Below are 26,009 nucleotides of genomic sequence, written 5' to 3'. Positions count from 1 at the left end.
CGAAACCTCCCCAGGCTTTTTCTGTCGAACCGTATGTAAGATGTCTGACAACGTCAATTGAGTGTAAGCCGGGATACGAGTCAAGGGCCTTGGGGGGGCCGCAACCGTTTTCTGCCGAATATCATATCCGGTCCGCCCCGACGTCACGCCCCGGTATTGACCATGTGGGCCTGACGGTCGTCGCGGCGATATTTTGAAGGGACGTGGGTTGCTGGATGGAGCAGGACGCGGCCTTGGCAGGGATAGCGCTCGATCATCCAATACACCTCATGCGGCCGCTTCGTCCTGCGGCGGCCGCATCAGTGTCCTCGCAGCATCTTTTCCCGCCGCGAGGATACGGTCCGACAAATCCGTGCCTTCGACGGCTCGAGCCAATTGCAATGTTCCGAAAAGCGTCGCGAAGACGCCGAGGGCAACGCCTTCCGGATCCTTGCTAGACGGAAGCGCCGAAGACAACTGACGCACCAGGGACAGCAAGTGCTCTGTATAGATTTCACGCGTCTCCGGCGGCTGGCGCGCGAGTTCGGGCAGCAGTGCGGCAGACGCGCAGCCCTTTCCCGGATTGTCGCGGTGCTCGGCGGAAAGATAAGCCTCCAGAGCCAACTCCGGGCCGCCGGTAGCCAAGGCTTCCTGCACTTGCTGCGCCTGGATCTCCATGGCTGCCGCCACGCTTTCACGCACAAGCTCCGCCTTGGATTGAAAGTGGGGATAGAAGGCTCCGTTGGTCATCCCGGCGTCCCCCATTATCGCTGCCAGCCCGGATGCGGCAATGCCGTCACTCCGAAATCGTTCGACTGCTGCCTCCATGATCCGGTCGCGTGAGGCGTCCTTTCGGCCCTTGTCATAGCGCATGGCTGCTATTCCTTTCTGCTATTGCATTATGATCATAATCTGATATTACGACTGTAATTCAATCGCCACGAAAAAGCTAGTCCTCATGACTTTGGAGAGCACGAAATGAATGCGAATTCCGGCAAAACCGCTGTTGTGACCGGCGCCTCTTCGGGCATCGGCCGCGCCAGCGCCGAGGCCCTGGTACGGGCCGGGTTCACTGTCTTCGGAACCAGCCGCCGCAAGGCCGGCAACGGCCCGGTCGGCGTGACCATGCTGGTTTGCGACGTAACCGACGGTGAGGCCGTTGCCGCACTCGTTTCGACGGTGCTTTCGCAGACCGGCCGGATCGACCTGTTGGTCAACAATGCCGGCGTCGGCCTGCTTGGAGGCGCCGAGGAATTTTCGATCGCACAGGTCCAGGCTCTGTTCGACGTCAATCTGTTCGGTGTCATCCGCATGACCAACGCGGTGTTGCCGTCGATGCGGCGGCGCGGCGAAGGGCGCATCATCAATATCGGCTCGGTGCTGGGCCTCGTGCCCGCGCCGTATTCAGCGCACTATTCGGCGGTCAAACACGCGCTGGAGGGTTATTCGGAATCGCTCGATCACGAGGTTCGTGCGTTCAATATCCGCGTCTCCGTCATCGAGCCGGCATTCGTCCGCACTGTCTTCGACCAGAACGGAATCGAGCCGGATTCGCGGTTGAAGGAATACGATCAGGCTCGAGCCGGCCTCGAAGCGCTTCTTCGCGATGTGATGCCTGTAGCCGACCGGCCGGAAGTGGTGGCGCAGGTGGTCGTCAAGGCGGCGACCGATGCCCGTCCGCGACGCCGCTACACCGCCGGCAAGGCCGCGCGGCAGGTCAGCCTGCTGCGCCGCTTTGCCCCTGCGGGACTATTCGACAAGAGCCTGCGCAAACAGTTCCGCCTGCCGGTTTGAACAACAGCGAGCAGAAGGTTTCACGCACATGCGACCAGCAACGACAACACAATTGCCCAGGCCCCACAAGACTCAGGTGCCGACTCCCGCGTTCAATCGGTCGGCCCACTCACCGGCATTGTTCCAGGACACGCCGACGCGCTCCGTCGATGTCGGCGGCACAGCTTTTGTTTACCGCGAACTCGGACCCAGGACGGGCGTGCCGGTGATCCTGCTCAACCATCTCGGCGCTCAACTGGACAATTTCGATCCACGCATCGTCGATGGCCTCGCTGCGACCCGGTGGGTGATTGCCTTCGACAACAGGGGCATCGGTGCTTCGGGCGGCAAAACGCCGTCGACCATTGCCGAGATGGCACGGGATGCGATCGCCTTTGTCCGAGCACTGGGGTTCGAGGAAGTCGATCTCTTCGGATTTTCGCTCGGCGGCTTCGTGGCGCAGGAGATCGTGCTGACCGAACCCACGCTTGTGCGCAAGCTGATCCTGGCCGGCACCGGGCCGGCCGGTGGCGAAGGCATCGACAAGGTGACGCCGTTGACGATCGTCGACATGATCAAGGGGGCGCTTACTCTTCGGGATCCGAAATACTATCTCTTCTTCACGAGGACGGCGAATGGGCGCCGCGCCGCCAAAGCCTTCCTGCAGCGGCTAACGGAGCGCCAGGCCGACCGCGACAAATCGATATCGTTGAGCGCGTTCGGCGCCCAGCTCAAGGCGATCAAGGCTTACGGACTGCAGGCGCCGCAAGACCTGAGCGTCATCCGCATTCCCGCCTTGGTTGCGAACGGCGATCACGACAGGATGGTGCCAAGCGGCAACACCCACGATCTCGCCCGGCGTATCCCTGGAGCGCAACTGGTGATCTATCCGGATGCCGGGCATGGCGGGGTCTTTCAGAACCATGCCGATTTCGTCTCGAAAGCCTTGGCCTTTCTCGATGCCTGACGCCTCTCTGCCGGGGCGCTGTCTGGCCCTGGGGACATCAAGAAACACTTTCAGAAAGTCACTGCCATGAAGGCATTCGTCGTCGATAAATATAGCAAGAAGGGCATTCTGCGGCTAGCCGAAATGCCGGAGCCGGTGCTCCGGGACAGCGATGTCCTGGTCGAAATCCATGCCGCGGGGGTGAACCTCCTCGATTCCAAAGTCAAAACCGGAGAGTTCAAGCTCATCCTGCCCTATCGCCGGCCCTTCATCCTGGGCCACGACGTGGCCGGGACGGTTGTCCGCGTCGGATCGAAGGTGCGCAAATTCAAAGCCGGCGACGATGTCTATGCGCGGCCGCGAGACGGCCGGATCGGGACGTTCGCCGAGTTCATCGCCATGAATGAAGCCGACGTGGCCTTGAAGCCAGAGAACCTCGGCATGGAAGAGGCGGCCTCGATCCCGCTGGTCGGCCTGACAGCCTGGCAGGCGCTTATCGAAAGGGCAAATTTGAGGAAGGGACAGAAAGTCTTCATTCAGGCCGGTTCCGGCGGCGTGGGGACGTTCGCCATCCAGCTGGCAAAGCACCTCGGCGCCACGGTTGCGACCACGGCGAGCGCGGCGAGTGCCGATCTGGTCAAGGGCCTCGGCGCCGATATCGTCGTCGACTACAGGAAGAACGACTTCGAGAAAACCCTATCGGATTACGATGTCGTCCTGAACAGCCAGGACGCCAAAACGCTTGAAAAATCACTGAGCGTGCTGAAGCCGGGTGGCAAGCTTATCTCCATCTCCGGTCCACCGGATCCCGAATTTGCCAGGGAAAAGGGACTAAATTTGGTGCTGAGGCTGGTGTTGCGCCTGTTGAGCCGCGCTATTCGGGCCAAGGCCAAGCGCCTTGGCGTGCAGTTTTCTTTCCTGTTCATGCGGGCGCAGGGTGATCAGCTGGGCAAAATCACGTCCCTCATCGAATCCGGAGCGATCCGCCCAGTTGTCGATCGGGTCTTTCCCTTCGAAGCGACCAATGAGGCGCTGGCCTATGTCGAAAGCGGACGTGCCAAGGGCAAGGTCGTGATCAAGGTCAGATAGCTCCGACGCCCGCGGGGATGCAACATCTGCCAGTTCGCCGGCGATGACGGTGATCGTCGAAGCGCTCCGCCATCGGAGCTGAGGCGATAACATCTACCGCGAACATCAGTGACGCCGATGACAACGTCGCCATCGCTGCTTCGCCAACGACGTGATCTCCAGAGGAACAGTGAAGTATATATCTTAGAAATTTCTAATGTGTATTCGACGGGATTTGACAGAGGGTCGGCAATCAACCGGACTGGCTGGGGTGAGCTTGCCTTCGTGCCCAGGTGTCGAGCATCTTCCTCTGTGTGATGAAAGAAGAGGCGTGTACGCCACTGCTTTACAGGCCGGCTTGGTAGCGCTACCGTTTCACAGTCGCGTGACCGAGGGGGGACTTCGGGAGCGGTCACCGACCGCAGTGGTGGATTGAAGTTCCTGCCGTTTGCCGGCATTCATTTCAAACGCCAAAGAGAAGCGGTTTCCTGCCAAGACGCGGGAACCATCCGGGAGGAGATCGATGGCGTCTGTCGCGATTGGCGATGTCTACAAGTCGTTCGGCGCCGTCGAGATTCTTCACGGCGTCAGCGTCGACATAGAAGACGGCGAGTTCGTCACGCTGGTCGGGCCCTCGGGCTGCGGAAAATCGACCCTTCTCAGGATGATCGCCGGTCTTGAAAAGATTTCGCACGGTCAGATCTCGATCGGCGACCGGATCGTCAACAACGTTGCGCCGAAGGAGCGCGACGTCGCGATGGTTTTCCAGAACTATGCGCTCTACCCGCACATGACCGTTGCCGAGAACATGGCGTTCTCGCTCATGCTCAAAGGCGTATCCAAGGCCGAAAGCGATGCCGGTGTGAAGCGGGCGGCCGAAATCCTCGGGCTGGTGCCCTTGCTGTCGCGCTACCCTCGCCAGCTTTCCGGCGGGCAGCGCCAGCGCGTCGCCATGGGCCGAGCCATCGTGCGCGATCCGGCGGTTTTCCTGTTCGACGAGCCGCTCAGCAACCTTGATGCCAAGCTCCGGGTTCAGATGCGCGCCGAGATCAAGGAACTGCACCAGCGGCTGAAGACCACGACGGTGTATGTCACGCACGACCAGATCGAGGCCATGACCATGGCCGACAAGATCGTGGTCATGCATGACGGCATCGTCGAGCAGATCGGACCACCGCTGGAACTCTACGACCGGCCGAACAACCTGTTCGTCGCGAGCTTCATCGGCTCGCCCGCCATGAACCTGCTCAAGGGAACGATCCTGACCGACGGAGCGCCGTCCTTCCGTGGTGCGGGAGACATTTCCGTGCCTCTGGCCGCGCCATCCTCGATCGGCAACGGCGAGCCAGTCGTGCTGGGGATACGGCCGGAGCATTTGCGGCTGGCCGACAATGGCATCCCGGTCACGGTGGTGGTGATCGAGCCGACCGGTTCGGAAGTGCAGATCATCGGCCGAACGGCGGGCGGCGAGGATATCGTCGTGAATTTTCGGGAGCGCCATTCCTTCACACCAGGGGAAACCATTCGGCTGTCGGTCGAACCTGGCCTGATCCATCTCTTTCACGGCGAAACCGGCAAACGCATCGAGACGCGATAAAGGCCACGCAACGAGGAAACACAGAGGAGGAAACGAGCATGAAATTCACCAGACGCGACGTGATCCGCACCACCGCCGGCGTGGCGGCGGGAGCCTTGGGCAGCCGCTTCGTCGGCTCCCCGGCCTTCGCCCAGGAAGGCCTGAAGTACAAGCCGGAGGAGGGGGCGAAGCTCAGGTTGCTGCGCTGGTCACCATTCGTGCAGGGCGACGAGGACCAATGGCTGAAAAACACCAAACGGTTTACCGAAGCGACGGGTGTGGAGGTGCGCGTCGACAAGGAAAGCTGGGAGGACATTCGTCCCAAGGCGGCGGTCGCCGCCAATGTCGGCTCCGGTCCGGACCTTATGTTCGTCTGGTTCGACGACCCGCACCAGTATCCCGACAAGCTGCATGACGTTACTGAACTGGGCGAATATCTGGCCTCGAAATATGGCGGCTGGTACGATGGACCGCGGCAGTACGCGACGCGCGAGGGCAAGTTCCTCGGCCTGCCTCTGGCCACCATCGGCAACGCCATCGTCTATCGCGAAAGCTGGGTGAAGGAGGCCGGTTTCTCGGAATTCCCGAAGGACACGACCGGCTTCCTGGAGCTTTGCAAGGCTTTGCAGGCGAAAGGGCACCCGGCGGGCTTCACGCATGGCCACGGCGTGGGCGACGGCAACAATTATGCGCATTGGCTGCTTTGGAGCCATGGCGGCCAAATGGTCGACGAAAGCGGGAAGGTGACGATCAACAGCCCCGAGACCCTGAAGGCCATCCAGTATGCGCAGGAACTCTACAAGACCTTCATTCCCGGGACCGAAAGCTGGCTCGACGTCAACAACAACCGCGCCTTCCTGGCCGGGGAAGTGAGCGTCATCGCCAACGGCATCTCGGCCTACAACACGGCCAAGATCAACAAGGACAATGACCCGAAGCTGACGGAGATCGCCAAGGACATCCGCACCACCAACCTGCCGATCGGCCCGGTCGGCAAATCGGTCGAGCTGTTCCAGGTGACCACGGCCGTCATCTTCGACTACACGCCCTATCCCAACGCCGCCAAAGCATATCTACAATTCATGTTCGAGGACCCGCAGATGTCGGACTGGGTCACGTCATCGGCCGGCTATTGCTGCCAGACGCTGAAGGCCTTCGACAACAATCCGGTGTGGAAGGCCGACCCGAACAACGCGGCCTATGCGAAAGCCTCGGCGACATTGCGTCCCAACGGCTATGCAGGGCCGCTCGGCTATGCCTCGGCCGCGACCATGGCCGACTATGTCCTAGTGGACATGTTCGCCAAGGCCGTGACGGGCCAGGCCACGCCGCAGGAGGCCATGGAAGAGGCGGAAAAGCGCGCCAACCGCTATTACCGCGTCTGATCCTGTTCGACGGAGACTGGAACGGGATGCATTTGAATTGAACCCGGCATCCCGTTCCATCTCTTGGTTCTAGCCGCATTTCTGCGACGCCTGGCGATTGCGCCTGGCTGCAGAACGCATCAACAGGAGCCCGCGCCATGGCCGTGCCATCCGTTGCCGTTCAGCCGCGTTCGTCGATCCTGTCGCGCCTGGCCGAGAGCCGGAACGCTCTCGGTTTCGGCTTCATGCTTCCGGCGGCGGCGCTGCTGCTGGTTTTTCTCACCTATCCGCTCGGGCTCGGCATTTGGCTCGGCTTCACGGACACGCGCATCGGCCGGCCCGGCATTTTCATAGGCGTCGAGAACTACCAATATCTGTGGAGCGACAACGTATTCTGGCTCTCCGTCTTCAATACCTTGCTCTACACGGTCAGCGCTTCCATCCTGAAGTTCGCGCTCGGCCTCTGGCTGGCTCTCATTCTGAACGAAAATCTTCCTTTCAAATCGTTCTTCCGTGCGGTGGTGCTGCTGCCGTGGGTGGTGCCGACCGTGCTTTCGGCCATCGCCTTCTGGTGGATCTACGATTCGCAGTTCTCGATCCTGTCCTGGGCGCTGCAGCAGCTGGGCCTCATCGATCATCGCATCAACTTCCTCGGCGATCCGACCAATGCGCGCGCCTCGGTCATCGCCGCCAATGTCTGGCGCGGCATTCCTTTCGTGGCCATCACGCTGCTTGCCGGTCTGCAGACGATCCCCCAGTCGCTCTACGAGGCCGCCACGCTCGACGGCGCCAGCCGATGGCAGCTGTTCCGCCACGTGACGCTGCCGCTGCTGACGCCGATCATCGCCATCACCATGACCTTTTCGGTGTTGTTCACCTTCACCGACTTCCAGCTGATCTATGTGCTGACGCGGGGCGGGCCGGTGAATGCCACGCACCTGATGGCGACCCTGTCCTTTCAACGCGGCATTTCCGGAGGCCAGCTGGGCGAGGGGGCCGCAATCGCGGTCGCCATGATCCCCTTCCTGCTGGCGGCCATCCTGTTCAGCTATTTCGGCCTGCAACGACGCAGGTGGCAGCAAGGCGGCGGAGACTGACATGGCCGCGATCAATGAAGGCAAGCGCGCCGACACCGACGAAGGCGGCATGGGCTACCTGCAAAGCGTGCCGCGCAAGGTGGTGACGGTCTACCTGCCGTTGCTTGTGTTCGTCATCGTGCTGCTGTTCCCGTTCTACTGGATGACGATCACGGCGATCAAACCCAATGTCGAGATGACCGACTATGCGAATTTCAATCCGCTGTGGGTCGTGCATCCGACATTCCAGCACATACGCTACCTGCTTTTCGAGACGTCCTATCCGGGCTGGCTGCTCAATACGGTCATCATTTCGACCGCCGCGACATTCCTGTCGCTGGTGGCCGCGGTTCTCGCCGCCTATGCGATCGAGAGGCTCAGGTTTTCGGGGGCGCGGCAGGTCGGCCTCGGCATCTTCCTCGCCTATCTCGTGCCGCCCTCGATCCTGTTCATTCCGCTGTCGGTGATGGTGTTCAAACTCGGCCTCTACGACACGCCGTTCGCGCTGATCCTCACCTACCCGACCTTCCTGATCCCGTTCTGCACATGGCTGCTGATGGGCTACTTCCGCTCGATCCCGTTCGAGCTGGAGGAATGCGCGCTCATCGACGGGGCGAGCCGGTGGCAGATCCTCACCAAGATCGTGCTGCCGCTGTCGGTGCCGGGGCTGATTTCGGCCGGCATATTCGCCTTCACCCTGTCATGGAACGAGTTCATCTACGCGCTGACCTTCATCCAATCGTCCGAGAACAAGACCGTGCCGGTCGGCGTGCTGACCGAGCTGGTCCGCTCCGACGTCTACGAATGGGGAGCGCTGATGGGAGGCGCGCTGATCGGCTCGCTGCCGGTGGTCGTGCTGTATTCGTTTTTCGTCGAGCACTACGTGTCCTCGATGACGGGCGCCGTGAAGGAATAGGGTTGCCTAGTCCTGCCGACCGCGCTGTCGGCCGGTCGCCGGGTATTCTTGAGCGGTTCACTGCTTCATTGAAGCATCGAACCGCTCTATCTCTTTGTCTCTACGCAATCCGGACGGAAAATCGTTTCACACCTTTCCTGGAATTGCTCCAGGCGCTGCGAGCTGATCCTGGTTCGCCATCGGCATTTGCCCAGGCCGCAGAACTATGGTTCTCATCACGAAGCTTGAACGTATGTGCAGAACGCCGGGCAGTCTCGACAGTATGCTTTGGTGTATCCGCTCGAAGTCGGTCAAATCGACCGCTTCTACCCGAAGCAGGTAGTCCGAACAGCCGCTCATGAGGTGGCACTCCGATATTTCGGGATATGCCTTGACCGCTGCCTCGAACCGACCGAGATGCTGCGCGGCCTGCCGTTCGAGCGTGATCGTGACGCTTACCGAGCTCATGCTTTGCTCAGGGCGCATGGCTCATTGGGATCAGGCGATGTCTTCCAGCCTGCCCACCGTTGGTCGCACTGCATCCGGTTCCGACACGCAGGAACGGCCGGGGGAGACGTTCGCGGCTGTAATGCCGAGTGCCGCGATATCGGCGGGGATGCTCTCGCCGGCAGCCAAACTCGCGGCCAGCCGCGCCGCGGCCGCGCCACCCATCACGCCGTTTCCGCCCTGTCCGGCCACCCAGATGAAGGTTGGTTGATCCTGGTCCGGTCCGATTACCGGCTCGTGATCCGGCGCAAAGGTGCGCAACCCTCCCCATTTGTGGGAGATCGTCGGCACTCGCATGGTGGTGAAGCGTTCGATGCGATCGATGGCGATCGCGACCTCCAGTTCGTCGGCTTGGGCGTCGCAAGGCGCGGATGGTTCCATATCGACAGGAGAGACCATGATACGGCCCGCCTCAGGTTTGAAATAGAAGGTCTCGGCGACGTCGAAAGTCATTGGCCAGGTGCGGATATCGGCGCCGGCCGGTGGATCAAAGGTCACCGCGGTGCGACGGAACGGCACGACGTTGCGAGCGGGAAGCCCGGCCAGTTGCGCGACCTCCTGGACCCAGCCGCCAGCCGCATTGACGACGACTGCAGCCTCGAATTCGCCTTGCCGTGTCGAGGCCTTCCAGACGCCGCCGCGGCGCGCGAGTTCGAGGACCCGGGCATTGGTTTGCAATTGCCCGCCACGCGCCCGAAGACCCTTGCCATAGCCCGTCATCAGGGCGTCCGTGTCGATGTCCAGGCAGTCGGGCTCGTAGAGCGCCAAGGCAAACTTGTCGGCCTGGATCGCAGGGCAATACCGCAAAGCGTCGGCCGGTGTCGTGATGTCGATGGAGGCACCGCGCCGGATCAGTTCCTCACCTTGTGCCCGAAGCTTGTCCTGCTCGTGCTCAAGCGCAAGGAATAGCGCGCCGCGCGGCGAAACCAGCGATACATCGGTGAAGCCGGGTGGGGGAGCCTCGAGGAACGAGCGCGACGCCGTAACCAGCCTGCTCCAGAGGGCCGGGCCGTAATTTTCCGACATCACGGCGGCGGACCTTCCCGTCGAGTGATAGCCCGGCGAATTCTCGCTCTCCAGCACGATCACGGTGCCCCTGGTGCTGAGTTCATAGGCGACCGAAAGTCCGGCGATGCCACCGCCAATCACAAGAAAATCTGCCGTCTGGACCGTCATGACGGAACTCCTTGAAGTTAGGTTTCGCATCGGAAGCGACCGAATCGATCTACATTCGAGGGGCAGATTATGCCGGAGTGCCCGGCGTGCCATGCTGTAAATCATGCAGGTTGACCGGTCTCCGGCTGAAGTATCCGGGGACGACGGCACATTCTGCCGCCGCTTCGGACTATCGTGATTGCGAATTGCCCGAGGCCGGAGGAATTTCCCCATGCGCGCTGTTTTTGTCGACTGCACTGAAGAGCTGCGCCGGGTCATGGAGCAGCAGGGTCTGCCTAGGCCTGATCACGTCAGGGTAAACATCGGAGATCCTTCCGTCGACGATCTGGTTCGCCTGGGGAACGAGGCGGATGTCCTGCTGGTCGAGCACACAGTCATTCCATCGCAAGTGCTCGACGCCTGCCCAACGGTTCGCGGCATAGTATTCATGGGAACCGGTGCTGGAACCTACGTGGACACCGACGACGCGCTCCGACGCGGCGTGACCGTGCTGACGACGCCGGGCTATGGAGACCGCGCCGTCGCGGAACATGCACTGGCCCTGATGATGGCGGCCGCCAGGAACGTTGCGCGGATGGATCGGGCTATCAGGTCTGGCGCATGGCGGCCGATGGGCGGCCTGCAATTGGAACGGCGCAAGCTCGCGGTGGTCGGCCTCGGCGGCATCGGAAGCAAGCTCGCCGAGATCGGTCTCGCCCTGGGGATGAACGTCGCAGGCTGGAACCGAAGCCCGCGCGAGGTTCAGCACTTTGAAGCCGATCTCGACGAGGCGCTGCGCGATGCCGATATCGTGTCATTGCACGTTGCACTCACCGCGCAAACCGCTGGCCTGCTGGATGCCAGGCGCCTCGCTCTGCCAAAACGAGGCTTCATTCTCGTCAACACCGCGCGTGCGCAGCTCATCGATGAAGCCGGGCTTCTTTCAGGATTGCGCAGCGGGCAGATCGGCCATGCGGCTCTCGACGTTTTTCCCGCTGAGCCGCTGGCCCGCGACAATCCCTATGCCGGTCTGGACAATGTCACGCTGACCGCGCACGCGGCCTACATGACCGATGACGCCTACGCCGAACTCTGGCGGCGAACCCGGTTGGCGCTGGAGACGCTGGAACGCGGTTGGAACACCTGATTCCGGGCCAACATCACATCTTGCTTTCAACATTGCGGCTATGAACGGCATATTGTGCCGTGAGCGTATGGCAGGCTCCAAGCAGCCAATGGAGACTGTCATGAGCGTCGCGACACAGCTGAAAGACCCCTCCCTTTTTGTCGAGCGATGCTTCATCGACGGCGGATGGCGCGTCGCCGAGACAGGGGAGACCATCGAAGTCGACAACCCCTCCACGGGCGAGATAATCGGTCGCGTTCCTCGCTGTGGGGCGTCGGAAACGGAGGTCGCGATCCTGGCGGCGGAGCGGGCGCTTGCCGGTTGGCGCAAGAAGACAGCCGGGGAGCGTGCAGCGCTGCTTGAAAAGTGGCACGATCTGATGATCGAGCATTGCGACGATCTCGGCCGCATCATGACCATCGAGCAGGGCAAGCCGCTGGCTGAAGCGCGTGGCGAGGTCGCTTATGGCGCTTCCTTCGTCAAGTGGTTCGCCGAAGAGGCGCGGCGCGTCTACGGCGAAACCATTCCGTCGGCCGCAATGGACGGTCGCATCATCGTCCAGAAACAGCCGATCGGCGTCGTCGCCGCGATAACGCCGTGGAATTTTCCGAACGCAATGATCACCCGCAAGGCCGCGCCGGCACTTGCCGCCGGCTGCACCATCGTCATCAAACCGGCCGAGCTGACGCCATTCTCGGCGCTGGCTCTCGGCGTCCTGGCCGAGCGCGCCGGGATACCGCCCGGCGTCATCAACATCGTCACCGGGCAATCGTCGGCCATCGGCGGTGCCCTGACCAGCAGTCCTGTCGTGCGCAAGCTGACCTTCACGGGATCGACCCGAGTGGGGAAGATCCTGATGCAGCAATGCGCTGCCACCGTGAAGCGCGTGGGTCTCGAACTCGGCGGCAACGCGCCGTTCATCATCTTCGCCGATGCCGACATCGATGCCGCGGTCACGGGTGTCATCGCCAGCAAGTTCCGCAATGGCGGCCAGACCTGCGTCTGCGCCAACCGCATCCTGGTGCAGGAGGGCATCTATGACGCCTTCGCCGGCAGGCTCTCCAGCGCAGCAGCCAAGCTGAAGGTGGGGGATGGGCTGCAAGAGGGTACGGAGATCGGGCCGATGATCAACAGGGCGGCGATCGACAAGATCGAGGAACACGTCAACGATGCGATCTCGAAAGGCGCCGCGATTGCGACGGGAGGAAAGCTGAAGTCGGGCCTGTTCTACGAGCCGACCGTCCTGACCGGAGCCACACCCCGGATGCTCATTGCGAGCGAGGAGACGTTCGGTCCTGTTGCGCCTCTGTTCGCCTTCAAGACAGAGGAGGAGGCGATCTCGATGTCGAACGATACGCCATATGGGCTCGCCGCCTATCTCTATACGCGTGACCTTTCACGGTCCTTCAGGGTGGCCGAAGCCCTTGAGTTCGGAATGGTAGGCATCAATGCCAGTTCGGTTTCGACCGCATCCGCGCCCTTTGGCGGCATCAAGGAATCCGGCCTCGGACGGGAAGGGTCTCACCACGGCATCGAGGAATTTCTGGAGGTGAAGACGCTCCATATCGGCGGCATCTGAAGGGAGAGGTGCAATGCCATCCCCAGCCGGCGCCGGCTTCGGTGCGACCTCCGAAACAGGCGGGTGCCTTAATCCGACAGAAGGGATTTCAGTGGAACGCTGTCTCGCTGAATGACGCTTTTGATGACGATGTAGCTGAAATATTTCTCGATACCGATGTTCCGCTCCAGGATGAGTTCCATCAGCTCCTGGTAGGCCGCCACGCTGCGGCAGACGAACTTCAGCAGATAATCGTATCCGCCGCTGACGAGATGGCACTCCTGCACGGCCTCGTAGCGGCGGATCTCGGTTTCGAACTTGATGAAGTCTTCGCGCTTGTGATCGTTGAGCGTAACCTCGGTGAATACCAGTATGTGATCGACCAGCTTTGAAAGGTTCAGCCGGGCGCTGTAGCTGGCGATGTAGCCGGCCTTTTCCAGGCGCTTCACGCGCGCAAGGCAGGGGCTTGGCGACAAGCCCACAGCCTCGGCGAGGTCGACATTGGTCAGCCGGCTGTTCTGTTGAAGCTGCGCCAGGATGTTGACGTCGATTCTGTCGAGTTTGGGCAGCCCCACCATAAACGCCTCCCCGCGGAATATCCTACCCTCTTAGCTCTTCCTGATGTGCCTTGACGAGATCGGCCATGCTGTTGAAGCGGAAATCGTATTTGGGCATGTCGCCGGGATTCATCGTGGCTCCGAAACCTTCCTGATCATAGCGGCGGTAAACCCAGCAGGACGCAAGACCATGCCTGTTTGCCGGACCGTGGTCGTGGAACATGCTCTCGGCGGTGTGCAGGATCTCGCTCTTCCGGATCCCCAGCGTTTCCAGCTTGGCGAGCATGTAGTCGAAGTTTCGGTCCGCCGGCTTGTAGGAACCGACATCCTCGGCAGTGTAGACCGCATCGAACTCGACTTGCAGCTTTTCATTGCTGGCCGCGAAGCTCTCATTGTCGACATTCGACAAGATCACCAATTTGTAGTGTCGCTTGAGATACTGGAGAGCGCCGGCGGAGTCGGTGAATGCCGGCCAGTCCTTGACCGATCGGCCATAAGCGATGCACTCGCCCCAGCTCACCGCGACGCCCCATTCTTCCGCCAGCCGGCGATAGACGATCGGCAGCAGGTCCCGATAGTTCTTGGCTGGCGTCTGAAGCTGCTGCGAGGATTCGTGCCGGGCATGCGCCTCAAGGATCTCGTTGCGGCTGAGTTCGCGGCCGACCTTCGCGATCAGCGGCTTCAGTCCCTCGATCATCCCGGACTCCCAGTCGATGAGCGTGCCGTAGCAGTCGAAGGTCAGGGCTTTGAAATCGGTCAGCTTCATGCTCGTAACTCCTTGATGTCCAATATTGTGTCGAGGGTTTTTTCCAGGCGTTCCATCAGCAGGTCGATTTCGTCCTGTGTAATGCATAAGGGGGGCGCAAATCCGATCGTGTCGTCGGCGAAGGCGCGGAAGATGAGGCCGTTGCGGTAGCCCTCGTCGAACAATCTTCCGCTGAGCTTGAGCTCCTTGGCGGGCTTCTGCCTTGTCGCCTTGTTGGTCACGATCTCGACGGCTCCCAGAAGGCCCTGCGAGCGGACATCGCCGACCAGGGGATGATCGCGCAATTCGCTCAGCCGGTTGCCAAAATAGGCTCCCATCCTCTTGCCATTTTCGAGAAGACCGCCCTCCTGATAGAGGCGCAACACTTCGAGGCCGACGGCGGCGCTGACGGGGTGACCGGAATAGGTCAAGCCATGCCCGAACGGCGTGCCATCGGGTGCCGCGTCGGCGATCACCTGGTAGATACGATTCGAGACAACCGCCGCACCCATCGGCGCATAGCCGGCGGTCAGTCCCTTTGCGATGGTCATGAAATCCGGCAGGAGCCCTTCGTGTTCACACGCGAACATCGGGCCCGTCCGGCCGAATCCGGTAATGACCTCGTCGACGATGAACAATATGCCCAGCTCGCGGCACGTGTCTTGCATCGCCGTCAGGAACCCGTCGGGCGGCACAATGACGCTGCCCGAGCCCTGGACCGGCTCACAGATGAACGCCGCGACATTTTCCTCGCCGATCTCGGCAACCTTGTCACGCAGAGACTTGACGGATGCCGCGATGATTGCTTCGCCATTCGGGCCGGCCGGATGACGGTAAGGATATGGCGAGGGAATATGATGCTGCCATGCATGGGGCAGGTCGAAGCCCTGATGAAAGACCGGCAGCGCGGTCAAGCCAGCGCCGTTGGAACTGGAGCCATGATAGCCTCGCTCCAGGCCGATGAAATGCTTCTTGTGCGGCCGGCCGAGTGTGTTGTTGTAATAGCGCACCATCCGGATGACGGTATCGACCGCGTCAGACCCGCCAAGGGTGAAAAAGACATGATCGAGGTCGCCGGGTGCCAACTGGGCAATCTTCGTCGCCAGCTTGATGGCGGGCTCGCTGCCGAAATGAAAGTAGCCGGTCGCGTAGGGAAGCCGCCGCATTTGCTCCATGGCAGCTTCGACTATGCTTTCATGGCCATAGCCCGTGTTCACGCACCAAAGGCCGGCGAAACCGTCGAGCACCGTATGACCCGAGGCATCCGTCAGATAACAGCCGTTGGCCGACCGCAGAACCGTCACGCCACGGCGTTCGTGCGCGCGTAACGGCGCGACCGGGTGAATGAGATGAGCGCGATCATCATCTATGAGGCTGTTCGAGAGCATGCGCGACTATTCCATTCGGGTTTCTCACGCTTCCATTTTGCTTTTCCTGCGCGATCTTGTCCGAAGGGAATCGTCGTTCTGGCGGCTATTTATGCCAAGTGTAGCGAAAGCGCGGCACATTATGCCGCCGGGATATGCCGCCCAACCAGACCAAAACGTTGGAAGTTACGGCTCGAGCGTGCGGCGACGGCAGAATATGCTCCAGCCAATCCGTATCCTGCCGTGAGCAGTTCAAAGGAGCTGAGAAATGACGCAGACGGGAAGAGCCCACCGCATCGCAGTGATACCGGGGGATGGAATCGGTCGTGAAGTCGTTCCCGAGGGCGTCCGCGTTCTCGAAGCGGTCGCGCGCCGGTTCGATCTCGACATCAGGCTCGACTGGTTCGACTTTGCCTCCTGCGACTACTATCTGAAGCATGGCACGATGCTGCCCGGCGACTGGTTCGAAACGCTAGGCCGCTACGACGCTATCTTCTTCGGCGCCGTCGGCTGGCCAGAGAAAGTTCCCGATCATGTCTCGCTCTGGGGTTCGCTTCTGCAATTCCGGCGCGCGTTCGACCAGTATGTCAATCTTCGACCCGTGCGGCTGATGCCAGGCGTGACCTCGCCCCTGGCGGGGCGAAAACCCGGAGACATCGACTTCTATGTCGTGCGGGAAAATACCGAAGGGGAGTATTCGTCGCTAGGCGGCAGGGCATTCGAAGGGACGGAGCGGGAAGTCGTGATCCAGGAAACGATCATGACCCGCACGGGCGTCGATCGCATCCTGCGTTATGCCTTCGATCTGGCGCTGAGCCGCCCGAAGAAGCACCTGACTTCGGCCACGAAGTCGAATGGCATCTCGATCACCATGCCTTACTGGGACGAGCGCGTCGAGGCGATTGGATCTCAATATCCGGACGTTCGTCGCGACAAGTACCATATCGACGCCTTGACCGCCCATTTCGTCCTCAACCCCGATCGGTTCGACGTTGTCGTCGCGTCAAATCTGTTTGGCGACATCCTGTCCGACTTGGGCCCCGCCTGTACCGGCACGATCGGCATCGCGCCCTCGGCAAACATCAACCCGTCTGGCACGCATCCTTCTCTTTTCGAGCCGGTGCACGGATCGGCGCCCGACATCGCCGGAAAGGGGATTGCCAATCCCCTCGGCCAGATCTGGACGGCGGCGATGATGCTCGAGCATCTCGGCGAAATCGGCGCGGCCAATCACGTCCTTGCCGCCATGGAGCGCGTGCTGCTTTCCCCGGCAGGCAGAACCCCCGATCTCGGAGGGCCTGCTACCACCGAATCCTGCGGTGTTGCGGTCGCCGCGGAGATTTGACGGGGCATATCGGCAAGGGATGATGCGAACGTCGGCATCGAGCCGAAAACCGGCAGATATTCCTTGCTGCGTTCGGCGGTCCCAGACGAAGCGTTCGAGCGTCGCGCCTTCGTCCTCGAAGGCGCAGTGGAGATAGCGACGGGAGTAGCAGCCCATGTGGCGGATTGGCGTCGACATGGGCGACAGGCGAACTCACCCCAGGAGATTGCGTGCCGCGCGCATGAAGATTTTCGACCCGATCGGGATCAGGTCGTCGGGAAAATCATAGTCCGGATTGTGCAGCGCAGGGTGCCGCTCGCCTGCACCGAGGAAAAACATCGCCGACGCCGCGCTGTGGCCAAACAGGCCGAAATCTTCCGAAGCGCGCATCGGCAGGGCTTCTTCGCCGTGCACGATCCCCTCTTCGTCGAGTGCTCGTTGCAGATGCTCCACCGCATCCGCGGCGTTGACGCTGGCGACGAATATCTCGTGATAGTGCCAGTGGGCGGAAAGGCCATTCTCGCCGGCGATCCTCGTGACCAGAGTTTCCACGGCGGCGCACAGGTTTGCCATACGGTCGTCGCGCCGGGTGCGCAGCGTCGCCCAGACTTGCGCCTGGCCTGGTGCGATGCCGAACACGGCTTCGCCCATCGCGGCATGGGTGACGGTGATCATGCTGAAGTCGTCGTCGCTGAAGGTTCCGCGCCCCAGCGCGGGCAGTGCCGGCATCAACTGGCTGATCGCCATCATGGGCGAGACTCCGGTCTCGGGCATCGACGAATGCGCGGTCTTGCCCTCCAGCACGATCTGGATGCCGCGTGACGCACAATTGACCACGCCGGTTTTGAGCCGCACCTCGCCGAACGGCACACCGGGCAGATTGTGCAACGAGAAAGCGAAATCCGGCGCGATCTCGCCGAAGCGGGGATTGGCGACGACGCCAGCCGCGCCATTGCCGGTTTCCTCCGCCGGCTGGAACATCAGCACGACGCGACCGCTTGCGGGCCTCTCGCGCCCGAACTGGCGGCCAAGGGCGGCCAGGATCGTGGTGTGTCCGTCATGGCCGCACATATGCGACTTGCCCGGCACGAGCGATGAATGCGGCACGCCTGAAAGTTCTTCAATCGGCAAGGCATCGAGTTCCGAACGGAACATCACCGTCGGTCCGGCTTTGCCGCTTTCATATATTGCCGCCACGCCGTGCCCTCCCAGCCGGGTCAGCACTTTGTCCGGACCCGTATCGGCGAGAAAGTCGACGACCTCTCCGGCGGTCTTCTCCTCCTCATTGGAGATCTCCGGTTGCTGGTGCAGCTTGCGCCGCCATGCCGTAAGCTCGACGATGTCTCGATTGGTAAGGGTCACGCTTGCCGCCTCCGTTGGCGCCACATTTCTCGCGAGCGTCTTACTTCACGCGATTGGGGCATAGGGCTTCGAACTGCTCCAGGGTGTAATCGTATCCCGAAGCATTCGAGCCATCCAGCACCACATTATCGTTCGTGTCGGTGATCAGGAACTCCGTCGTCGCGCCCGCGTCATGATTGCGACCCTCAAAAAGCATGTTCGCGCGTCGGGAGTGGCGCCGGCCGTTCGTCCTCTGGACGTAAGTGCAAGAACGACACCTGATCCGTCAGAAAGATCATGCACCTAACTCTCTCGACGCGCAGCCGGCCTTCAAGCGCGCTTTCGATGCTCGGTTGGCGGTTTTCACCGCCGCATCGACCAGCTCCATTGGCTCGGATGTGCGGTGCAGGCGGATGCGAAGGTCCGCGACGGCCGGGTCAGCCGACGCGTTTCCAGCAGGCGATGAAATGGCCGGCCTCCGTTTCCCTGGCAACGGGTTCGGCGGCGTGGCAGCCGGCGTCGGCCAGCGGGCAGCGGCCGGCGAAGGCGCAGCCGCCAAGGCCGGCCTCGGCGACCAGCTCCGGCAATGTCGAGACCGCAGGTCCCTCGTTGGAGGACGCCGCCAGCAGCATCTCGGTATAGGGATGGTTGGGGCCGCTAAAAATCTGGTCGGAGGAACCGGTTTCGACCAGGCGGCCGCGATAAAGCACGCCGATCCGGTCGGCCATGTAGCGCACGACCCGCAAGTCATGGCTGATGAAGAGATAGGCGGTATCCTGCCTGCGCTGAAGATCGTTGAGCAGGTTGAGCACGGTCGCCTGCACCGACACGTCGAGGGCCGATGTCGGCTCATCCAGCACGACGAGCCTCGGCAGGCCGGCGAAGGCGCGCGCGATCGCCGTGCGCTGGCGCTGGCCGCCGGAGAGGGTTCCGGGTTTCTGCTCGGCCGTGGTGCGGGCAAGGCGCACCGAGGCCAGGAGGTCGCCGACGCGCTCTGCCACCGCGCGGCGGGGCAGGCCGGCCAGCCGCCGCAACGGGCGGCCGAGAATGCGGCCGATGCGCTGGCGCGGATTGAGCGTGCGGTCCGGCGACTGGAACACCATCTGCACGTCGCGACGCTCGCCCGGCTGGCGCTTCTCGACGCGCGGCGCCACCGTCTTGCCGAACAGCTCGACGCTGCCCGCCGTCGGCGGCAGCAGGCCGGTGACGATCCTGGCCAGCGTCGACTTGCCGGAACCGGACTCGCCGATCAGGCCGAAAGTCTCGCCGCTGGCGATATCGAGGTCGATGCCGTGCAGCACGGGCTGGCCGCCAAAGGATTGTCTTATGCCCCGGCAAGCGACGGCGATTTCGCGATGCGGCGCGGGCAGGGGGTTGTCTTGTTGCTCCTTGGCCGGCATGCCCGAGGTCGGCTCTACGGGGCTCGCATCCTCGGCCAGCCTGCCGTCGCGCTTGGTGCGGTGCAGTGTCGGAATGGCCGATACCAGCGCCCTTGTGTAGGCGTGGCGCGGGTTGTCGAACACCTGATCGGCCGCGCCTGTTTCGACCACCACGCCTGCCTGCATAACCGAGACCCGGTCGCAGGAGCGCCGGATCAAGTTGATGTCGTGGCTGATCAAGAGGATGCTGGTCCTGTGCTCGCGGCGCAAATCGTCGAGGATTGCGATGATCTCGGACTGGACGCTGGCATCGAGCGCCGTCGTCGGCTCGTCCAACACCAGCAGCGACGGGTCGAGCGCTATGGCGATGGCGATGTTGGCGCGCTGCTGCATGCCGCCCGACAGTTCGTGCGGATAGAGCCGCAGCACGCGCTCGGGGTTGGCGACGCGGACGCGGCCGAGCAGTTGCGTGGCGCGGCCAAGCGCATCCTCGCGGTGCATCGGCCGATGACGCAGGATCGTCTCGGTGATCTGGCCGCCGATGGTCATGCTCGGGTTCAGCGCCGAACCCGGATGCTGGTATACGGCGGCGATGCGGTCGCCGCGCAGCCGGCGCAGTTGGTCGGCTGAGAGGTCGCGGATCTCGCTGTCCTGGAACGCCAGTCGCGCGGCTTCGACCCGGGCGTGTCTGGGCAGATAGCGCAGCACCGCCAGCGCCACCGAACTCTTGCCCGAGCCGGACTCGCCAACCAAGCCAAGCGCTTCGCCCTGGCCTATGCGGAGCGATATGTCGTCGACCGCGCGGTGGATGCGTCTGGCTCCCGTGTAGGAAACGGAGAGGTGCTCGACGTTTAGAACCGAAGGCATGGGTGGCAGAACAGCAGACATTGACGACCCGAAACCACTTTCTGCGCGCGCCGCCATCGGGGGCAATCGCTTCCGCTTTCACAGGATATAATCTCTATAAAATTACTCGAATAAAGCCGAAGCGCAATCTAACTTTCGTGGACTGGAGGATTTTCGGGGCACGGCCATACGCCGTCGCGACGGCGGTCTTCCGCATCGAAAGCGAAGGAAACCGGCATGTCGCACATGATCCTAAGCGCGTTCTTCTTCAACCCGCAGGGCGACCACCGCATGGCATGGAGGCACCCGCGCGCGCCGGACCGCGAGGTGCTCGACTTCGACTATTATCGCGAGCTGGTGCAGGCGGCCGAGCGGGCCAGGATCGACACCATTTTCGTCGCCGACCACGTGTCGATCTGGGATTCGGTCAAGAGCGGCGTCGCGCACTACGCCAACGCCCGCCTCGAGCCGCTGACGCTGCTGTCGGCGCTGGCCGGTGTGACCAGACACATCGGCCTGATCACCACGGCGTCGAGTTCCTACAGCGAGCCCTACAATGTGGCGCGCATGTTCGCCTCGCTCGACCATATCAGCAAGGGCAGGGCGTCGTGGAACGTCGTCACCTCGGCGATGGACGAGGAGGCGCGCAATTTCGGTCGCGACGGCAACATCGAGCACGCCTTCCGCTACGAACGTGCCGGCGAATTCCTCGATATCGTCAAGGCGCTATGGGACAGCTGGGAAGACGAGGCGCTGCTGATCGACAAGGCGTCGGGTTATTTCGCCGATCCAGACAAGGTTCATCCGATCGATCACAAGGGCAAGCACTTCAAGGTGCGCGGCCCGCTCAACGTGTCGCGGCCGCCGCAGGGCCATCCGCTGATCGTGCAGGCCGGATCGTCCGAGGACGGCAAGAATTTCGCCACCGCGCAAGCCGATGTGCATTTCGCCATCTTCAGCACCAGGGAAGACGGCATCAAGTACCGGCAGGACATCAACGAGCGGCTGGCGCGCCATGGCAGGCGGCCGGAAAGCTTCAAGATCCTGCCCGGCATCCTGCCGATCGTGGCGGCTTCCGAAGCCGAGGGTCGCGAAAAGCAGGAGTATTTGCAAACCTTGCTTCCCGACCAGGTCGGCATCGACCTGTTGTCGAGCTGGAGCGGCATCGATCTCTCCGCCTATCCTCCGGACGGGCCGCTGCCGCCGCTGCCGGACGAAAGCACCTTCAATGGCGGGCGCACGTCGCTCAACCGTGTCAGGCAATGGTCGAAGCAGAACCTCAGCCTGCGCGACATCGCCCGCAAGCTTGCCAACAGCGGCTCGGTGCCGACGGTTGCCGGCACGCCGAAGCAGATCGCCGACCAGCTCGAAGACTGGTTCGTCTCGGGCGCCGCCGACGGCTTCAACCTGATGTTCCCGCTGCTGCCCGAAGACTGGGTGAATTTCGCCGAACAGGTGGTGCCGGAATTGCAGCGGCGCGGCGTGTTCCCGACCGAATATGGCCCGGGCACGTTGCGCGACCGGCTTGGGCTCGCCCGTCCCGCCAACCGTTTCGCCGAGCAGCGCGATAATGCGCGCGCCGTGTCCTGAGGAAAAGCCATGACAGCCGCGCCAAGACTTCAGCCACGCGAAGCGACCGCTCCGCATCTCGTCAATGTCCTGCACAGCCCCAAGCGCATCCGCGTCCGCTTCGGTGGCCGCACCATCGCCGACAGCCGCAACGTGCTGGTGCTGCGCTCCAACCACTTCCTGCCGATCTATTTCTTTCCGCCGGCATCGGTCGACCCGTCGGTGCTGAAGCCCTCGCTGCATCGCGAGCCGCACCCGGTCGGCGGCGAGACCGCCTATTGGGACATCGACAGTGGCGACCGGCGCGCCGCCAACGCGGCGTGGTCGCTCATTGCGCCGCCCGACGAGATCCTGTCGCCGCTCGCAGGCCGCATCGCCTTCACCTGGAAGCAGGTCGACCAGTGGTTGGAGGAGGAGGAAGAGGTCTTCGTCCACGCCCGCGACCCTTATGCGCGGATCGACGTGCTGCAAAGCTCCAGCCACGTGCAGGTCTGGTTCGATGGGGACGTGATCGCCGACAGCCAGCGCCCGGTGCTCCTGTTCGAGACCCATCTGCCGACGCGCTTCTACCTGCATCCGGAGGATGTCAGGCTGGAGCGGCTGACGGCGTCCAATTCGACGACGCGATGTCCCTACAAGGGTATCGCCTCCTACTGGTCGGGCCTGCTGCGCGACGGATCGGTACGCCCCGATATTGCCTGGAGTTACCGCGAGCCGATCGACGAAGTGCCGAAGATCAAAGGCTTGATCGCTTTCTATCCGCAGGCGGTCGACCGCATCCATCTCGACGGCCAGCCGGTCTGATGGCGGCCTCACCCAATCCCTTTTTATGAGAGACAGACAATGACAAAACGTCCCGACATCGATTTCCTGCGCAACCAGTCTGGACGCAGCCCATCCGGCGACATCTGGAATGTAGCGGTCGACGAATACGTGCAAGGCTTCCTCAAGCGCCGTGACCTGCTGAAATACGCCGTGCTCATCGGCCTCACCGGCCTTGCCTCCTCGCAAGGGCTCGGCGCTCCCGGCGTGGCGCGCGCGGCGGGAACCGGCGGCACCGTCCGCGTCGGGCTCGGCCAGCCGACCAAGGCGATCGATCCGGTCACCGTCACCGATCCAGCCAGCATCGGCGTGCTCAGCCAGGTGGGCGAATACCTTATCCTCGACGACCCGAAGGACGGGCTCCAGCCGAAACTCGCTCTGTCGTGGGAAGCCGACGAGACGGCCAGGCGGTGGACCTTCAAGCTGCGGCCGGGAGTGAAATTCCATGATGGCCGCATCGTCACCGCCAAGGACGTGGTGGCGAGCTTCGAGCGGCTGGTCGATCCGGCCAACGGCTCGTCGGCGCTGTCGGCCTACAAGGGCATTCTCTCCAAGGGCGGCGCCAAGGTCGTCGACGACGAAACCGTTGCCTTCGATCTCGACCAGTCGAACAGCAATTTCCCGTTCTACGTCTCGTCCGACGTGTTCAACGCCGTCATCCTGCCGGCCGACTATGCCGGCGAGTTCGAAAAGACGTTCATCGGCACCGGTCCGTTCAAGCTCGAATCCTTCCGCCCCAAGCAGGGCGCCAGCTTCGTGCGCAATGAGGACTATTGGGGCGACAAGGCGCTGCCCGACCGGGTCGAGATCAAGTTCTTCGACGACGAGCAGGCGCAGGTCCTGGCGTTGCAGGCCGGCCAGCTCGACGTTATCCCGAGCACGACCCGCCTCGAACTCGCGATCGATGGCAATCCCAATTTCAAGATACTCAGCGTGCAGGCGAGCTCGCACGACCAGGTGCATCTGCGGACCGACCAGGCGCCGTTCACCGATAAGCGCATCCGCCGCGCGCTCGCGCTCACCATCGACCGCGAGGCGGTGGTCAAGGGCCTGCTGAAGGGCCGTGCCATCGTGGGCAACGACACCCCGTTCGCGCCGATCTTCCCGTCCAGCGATCCGGGGGTGCCGCAGCGCAAGCAAGACATAGACGAGGCCAAGCGGCTGCTTGGGGAGGCTGGCGTTCCCAACGGGTTCCAGGTGACGCTGACCACCGAGCGCGCTTACGACATTCCCGATTACGCCGTGCTGATCCAGAACTTCGCCAAGAAGGCCGGCATCGATATCAAGCTCAATGTGCTGCCGCAGGATGCCTATTACGGCTCGGCGACCTTCGGCAGTTCGCCATGGCTCGATTCCAGCGTCGGCATCACCGATTTCGGTCATCGCGGCACGCCCGACATCTTCCTCAACGCGACGCTGAAAAGCACGGGAAGCTGGAACGCCGCGCATTTCAAGGATCCGGCCTATGACGCGCTGCTGCTCGACTACGGCAAGGCGCGCGATCTCCAGGCGCAGCGCCTAGCCGCCGGCAAGATCCAGACCTTGCTGCTCGACGAGACGCCGCTGATCATCGGCTACTTCTCGCAGTATAGCCGCATCGTCAGCGCGAAGGTCGAGGGCGTTCGTTTCACCGCCATTTCGCACCTGCTGCTCGACAAGGTGTCGTTCGTGTGAGCGGTTCGGCAGCGGTGGGCCGCGCCCTGGCCGCCCGCGTCGGCTCGCTTTTGCTGACGCTGTGGCTGGTCAGCGCGCTGGTCTTCCTTGCCGGGCAGGTGCTGCCTGGCGATGTCGGCCGCGTCATGCTCGGGCCGTTCGCCGATGCGCAGGCGGTGGCCGAGCTGAACAGAAAGCTTGGCACCGACCAGCCTGTCTTGCTGCAATACTGGCACTGGTTCAGCAGAGCGATTACCGGAGATTTCGGCGAGTCGCTGTCGATGCGCGCGCCGGTTGCGCCGTTCGTGCTGGAAAGCATCCGCAATTCCGCGACGCTCGCCGGTGTCGTGCTGGTGCTGCTGGTTCCGATCGGCATCGGCGCCGGCGTCGCCGCGGGCTTGAGAGCCGGCAGCCTCGTCGACCGGCTGATCGTGCTGACTGGCGTCTCGTTCAGCATCGTGCCCGACTTCGTCTCCGGCCTGCTGCTGCTGATCGTCTTCGGCCTGTGGCTGAATTGGTTCCCGATCACCGGGGCCGCGCCAGACGGGGCGAGCTTCTGGACCCATGGCTATTATCTCATCCTGCCAGCGCTGCCGCTGGTGCTGAATCTCATAGGCTATGTCGCGCGCATGACCAGGGCAGGGGTGATCGACGCGCGAGCCGCAGACTACACCCGCACCGCGATCCTGAAGGGCCTCAGCCCATCGCAGGTGCTGTTCAAGCATGTGCTGCGCAACGCGCTGGTGCCGACGGTGGCTGTTATCGCCACGCAGAGCGGCTTCCTGCTTGGCGGGCTGGTGGTGATCGAGGCGCTGTTCGGCATCCAGGGCCTCGGCAATCTGGTGCTGGGTGCGGCCAAGGCGCGCGACTTTCCGCTGCTCGAGGCCGGCGTGCTGGTGATGGCGACGATCTTCGTGTCGACGGCGGCGATCGGCGACCTGCTGCAGGCGCTGCTCGATCCCCGCCAGCGCCGCCGGAGCGCGCCATGACCGATCTCGCCCAGTCTCCCATGCGCGGCGAAATCAGGCTCTCTTGGGCCGGCAGGCTGCGCCGCCTCGTCCCCGAGGTGGCGCCGTCTGCCGCCGCCGGTTCGGCGGTGCTCTTGTTCTGGGTCGTCTGTGCGCTGTTCGGGTCGCGGTTCGTGCCGTTCGATCCCTATGCCGAGGATTTCCTCGCCATGATGACACCGCCCGACGCGGTGCACTGGTTCGGCACCGATCAACTGGGGCGCGACGTGCTTTCCCGCATTGTCGTCGGATCGCGCGACATTCTTCTAGTGGCGCCTCTGGCGACGCTGGCGGGCGTTTTCGTCGGCTGCGTCATCGGCCTGGTGCTCGGCTCGTCAGGCGGCATGGTCGACGGTGTCGGGGCGCGGCTGCTCGA

22 protein-coding genes and 2 pseudogenes are annotated in these 26,009 nt (G+C 62.7%); 15 read left to right on the top strand and 9 right to left on the bottom strand.

Annotated features, from left to right (window positions below; translation table 11 throughout):
• Nucleotides 1-267: 267 nt before the first annotated feature.
• On the bottom strand, nt 268-852 hold the full coding sequence (locus NKJ26_RS24390; RefSeq protein WP_352697675.1) for a TetR/AcrR family transcriptional regulator: 585 nt from the start codon (nt 850-852) through the stop codon (nt 268-270).
• 105 nt (nt 853-957) lie between these two features.
• On the opposite strand from NKJ26_RS24390, the gene NKJ26_RS24385 reads away from it, so the two are divergent.
• The 7 genes from NKJ26_RS24385 to NKJ26_RS24355 all read left to right on the top strand — a co-directional run bounded on the left by NKJ26_RS24385 (nt 958) and on the right by NKJ26_RS24355 (nt 8,698).
• Nucleotides 958-1,773 (top strand): oxidoreductase, encoded by an 816-nt coding sequence (locus tag NKJ26_RS24385; protein WP_352697673.1) that lies wholly within the window; start codon nt 958-960, stop codon nt 1,771-1,773.
• Nucleotides 1,774-1,849: 76 nt separating this feature from the next.
• On the top strand, nt 1,850-2,719 hold the full coding sequence (locus tag NKJ26_RS24380; protein WP_502903190.1) for an alpha/beta fold hydrolase: 870 nt from the start codon (nt 1,850-1,852) through the stop codon (nt 2,717-2,719).
• A gap of 66 nt (nt 2,720-2,785) precedes the next feature.
• The gene (locus tag NKJ26_RS24375) at nt 2,786-3,787 is read left to right on the top strand and encodes an NADP-dependent oxidoreductase (protein ID WP_352697671.1); all 1,002 of its coding nucleotides are present in this window, start codon (nt 2,786-2,788) and stop codon (nt 3,785-3,787) included.
• A gap of 502 nt (nt 3,788-4,289) precedes the next feature.
• A complete protein-coding gene (locus NKJ26_RS24370) occupies nt 4,290-5,363 on the top strand; it encodes an ABC transporter ATP-binding protein (RefSeq protein WP_352697669.1) in 1,074 nt (357 codons plus the stop codon).
• 38 nt (nt 5,364-5,401) lie between these two features.
• A complete protein-coding gene (locus NKJ26_RS24365; RefSeq protein WP_352697667.1) occupies nt 5,402-6,727 on the top strand; it encodes an ABC transporter substrate-binding protein in 1,326 nt (441 codons plus the stop codon).
• Between the two features lie 224 nt (nt 6,728-6,951).
• On the top strand, nt 6,952-7,803 hold the full coding sequence (locus NKJ26_RS24360) for a carbohydrate ABC transporter permease (protein ID WP_502903192.1): 852 nt from the start codon (nt 6,952-6,954) through the stop codon (nt 7,801-7,803).
• 1 nt (nt 7,804) lies between these two features.
• Entirely contained in the window at nt 7,805-8,698 is an 894-nt protein-coding gene (locus NKJ26_RS24355; protein WP_352697665.1) for a carbohydrate ABC transporter permease, read from the top strand.
• A 126-nt stretch (nt 8,699-8,824) separates the two neighbouring features.
• On the opposite strand, the pseudogene NKJ26_RS24350 reads toward NKJ26_RS24355, so the two are convergent.
• A pseudogene (locus NKJ26_RS24350) lies at nt 8,825-9,130 on the bottom strand (Lrp/AsnC ligand binding domain-containing protein); the annotation flags it as partial.
• Nucleotides 9,131-9,175: 45 nt separating this feature from the next.
• Entirely contained in the window at nt 9,176-10,360 is a 1,185-nt protein-coding gene (locus tag NKJ26_RS24345) for an NAD(P)/FAD-dependent oxidoreductase (protein ID WP_352697663.1), read from the bottom strand.
• A 211-nt stretch (nt 10,361-10,571) separates the two neighbouring features.
• Here NKJ26_RS24345 and NKJ26_RS24340 point away from each other — a divergent pair, with 211 nt between their 5' ends.
• Together NKJ26_RS24340 and NKJ26_RS24335 are read left to right on the top strand one after the other, a co-directional pair.
• Nucleotides 10,572-11,486 (top strand): NAD(P)-dependent oxidoreductase, encoded by a 915-nt coding sequence (locus NKJ26_RS24340; RefSeq protein WP_352697661.1) that lies wholly within the window; start codon nt 10,572-10,574, stop codon nt 11,484-11,486.
• Between the two features lie 100 nt (nt 11,487-11,586).
• Entirely contained in the window at nt 11,587-13,044 is a 1,458-nt protein-coding gene (locus NKJ26_RS24335; RefSeq protein ID WP_352697659.1) for an NAD-dependent succinate-semialdehyde dehydrogenase, read from the top strand.
• Between the two features lie 68 nt (nt 13,045-13,112).
• Here the strand turns inward: NKJ26_RS24335 and NKJ26_RS24330 are convergent, their stop codons facing one another.
• From NKJ26_RS24330 to NKJ26_RS24320, 3 genes are read right to left on the bottom strand one after another with little or no spacing between them, the layout of a single operon-like run.
• Complete coding sequence (locus NKJ26_RS24330) at nt 13,113-13,601, bottom strand: Lrp/AsnC family transcriptional regulator (RefSeq protein ID WP_352607598.1); 489 nt, start codon at nt 13,599-13,601, stop codon at nt 13,113-13,115.
• Nucleotides 13,602-13,623: 22 nt separating this feature from the next.
• A complete protein-coding gene (locus tag NKJ26_RS24325; RefSeq protein ID WP_352607600.1) occupies nt 13,624-14,346 on the bottom strand; it encodes a haloacid dehalogenase type II in 723 nt (240 codons plus the stop codon).
• Nucleotides 14,343-15,713 (bottom strand): aminotransferase class III-fold pyridoxal phosphate-dependent enzyme, encoded by a 1,371-nt coding sequence (locus tag NKJ26_RS24320; RefSeq protein ID WP_352697657.1) that lies wholly within the window; start codon nt 15,711-15,713, stop codon nt 14,343-14,345. Before NKJ26_RS24320 ends, NKJ26_RS24325 begins: the two co-directional genes overlap by 4 nt.
• 247 nt (nt 15,714-15,960) lie before the next feature.
• On the opposite strand from NKJ26_RS24320, the gene NKJ26_RS24315 reads away from it, so the two are divergent.
• Entirely contained in the window at nt 15,961-17,037 is a 1,077-nt protein-coding gene (locus NKJ26_RS24315; protein ID WP_352697655.1) for a tartrate dehydrogenase, read from the top strand.
• Between the two features lie 192 nt (nt 17,038-17,229).
• Here the strand turns inward: NKJ26_RS24315 and NKJ26_RS24310 are convergent, their stop codons facing one another.
• The 3 genes from NKJ26_RS24310 to NKJ26_RS24300 form a co-directional block, all read right to left on the bottom strand.
• The gene (locus tag NKJ26_RS24310; RefSeq protein ID WP_352697654.1) at nt 17,230-18,378 is read right to left on the bottom strand and encodes an amidohydrolase; all 1,149 of its coding nucleotides are present in this window, start codon (nt 18,376-18,378) and stop codon (nt 17,230-17,232) included.
• Between the two features lie 40 nt (nt 18,379-18,418).
• Nucleotides 18,419-18,574 carry a hypothetical protein gene (locus NKJ26_RS24305; protein WP_352697652.1) on the bottom strand — a complete coding sequence of 52 codons (156 nt, stop codon included), beginning with the start codon at nt 18,572-18,574 and terminating at the stop codon, nt 18,419-18,421.
• A gap of 220 nt (nt 18,575-18,794) precedes the next feature.
• Nucleotides 18,795-20,624, bottom strand: coding sequence for a dipeptide ABC transporter ATP-binding protein (locus NKJ26_RS24300; protein ID WP_352697650.1), 1,830 nt, complete (start codon nt 20,622-20,624; stop codon nt 18,795-18,797).
• A gap of 195 nt (nt 20,625-20,819) precedes the next feature.
• Here NKJ26_RS24300 and NKJ26_RS24295 point away from each other — a divergent pair, with 195 nt between their 5' ends.
• The 5 genes and pseudogenes from NKJ26_RS24295 to NKJ26_RS24275 form a co-directional block, all read left to right on the top strand.
• Nucleotides 20,820-22,172 carry an LLM class flavin-dependent oxidoreductase gene (locus tag NKJ26_RS24295; RefSeq protein WP_352697648.1) on the top strand — a complete coding sequence of 451 codons (1,353 nt, stop codon included), beginning with the start codon at nt 20,820-20,822 and terminating at the stop codon, nt 22,170-22,172.
• Between the two features lie 9 nt (nt 22,173-22,181).
• Nucleotides 22,182-22,955: a DUF427 domain-containing protein gene (locus NKJ26_RS24290; protein WP_352697646.1), complete on the top strand. Its 774-nt coding sequence runs from the start codon at nt 22,182-22,184 to the stop codon at nt 22,953-22,955.
• 39 nt (nt 22,956-22,994) lie between these two features.
• The gene (locus NKJ26_RS24285; RefSeq protein ID WP_352697644.1) at nt 22,995-24,647 is read left to right on the top strand and encodes an ABC transporter substrate-binding protein; all 1,653 of its coding nucleotides are present in this window, start codon (nt 22,995-22,997) and stop codon (nt 24,645-24,647) included.
• Nucleotides 24,644-25,615 (top strand): ABC transporter permease, encoded by a 972-nt coding sequence (locus tag NKJ26_RS24280; protein WP_352697642.1) that lies wholly within the window; start codon nt 24,644-24,646, stop codon nt 25,613-25,615. The genes NKJ26_RS24285 and NKJ26_RS24280 overlap by 4 nt, the downstream gene beginning before the upstream one ends.
• Nucleotides 25,612-26,009, top strand: a pseudogene (locus tag NKJ26_RS24275) (ABC transporter permease); the annotation flags it as partial. The gene NKJ26_RS24280 and the pseudogene NKJ26_RS24275, both read left to right, overlap by 4 nt.

This window comes from Mesorhizobium sp. M0152 (genome assembly GCF_040322415.1).
Classification (GTDB): Bacteria; Pseudomonadota; Alphaproteobacteria; order Rhizobiales; family Rhizobiaceae; genus Mesorhizobium.
Note: the sequence above shows the minus strand (reverse complement) of the source record. Positions and strands in the feature narration are given on the sequence as shown.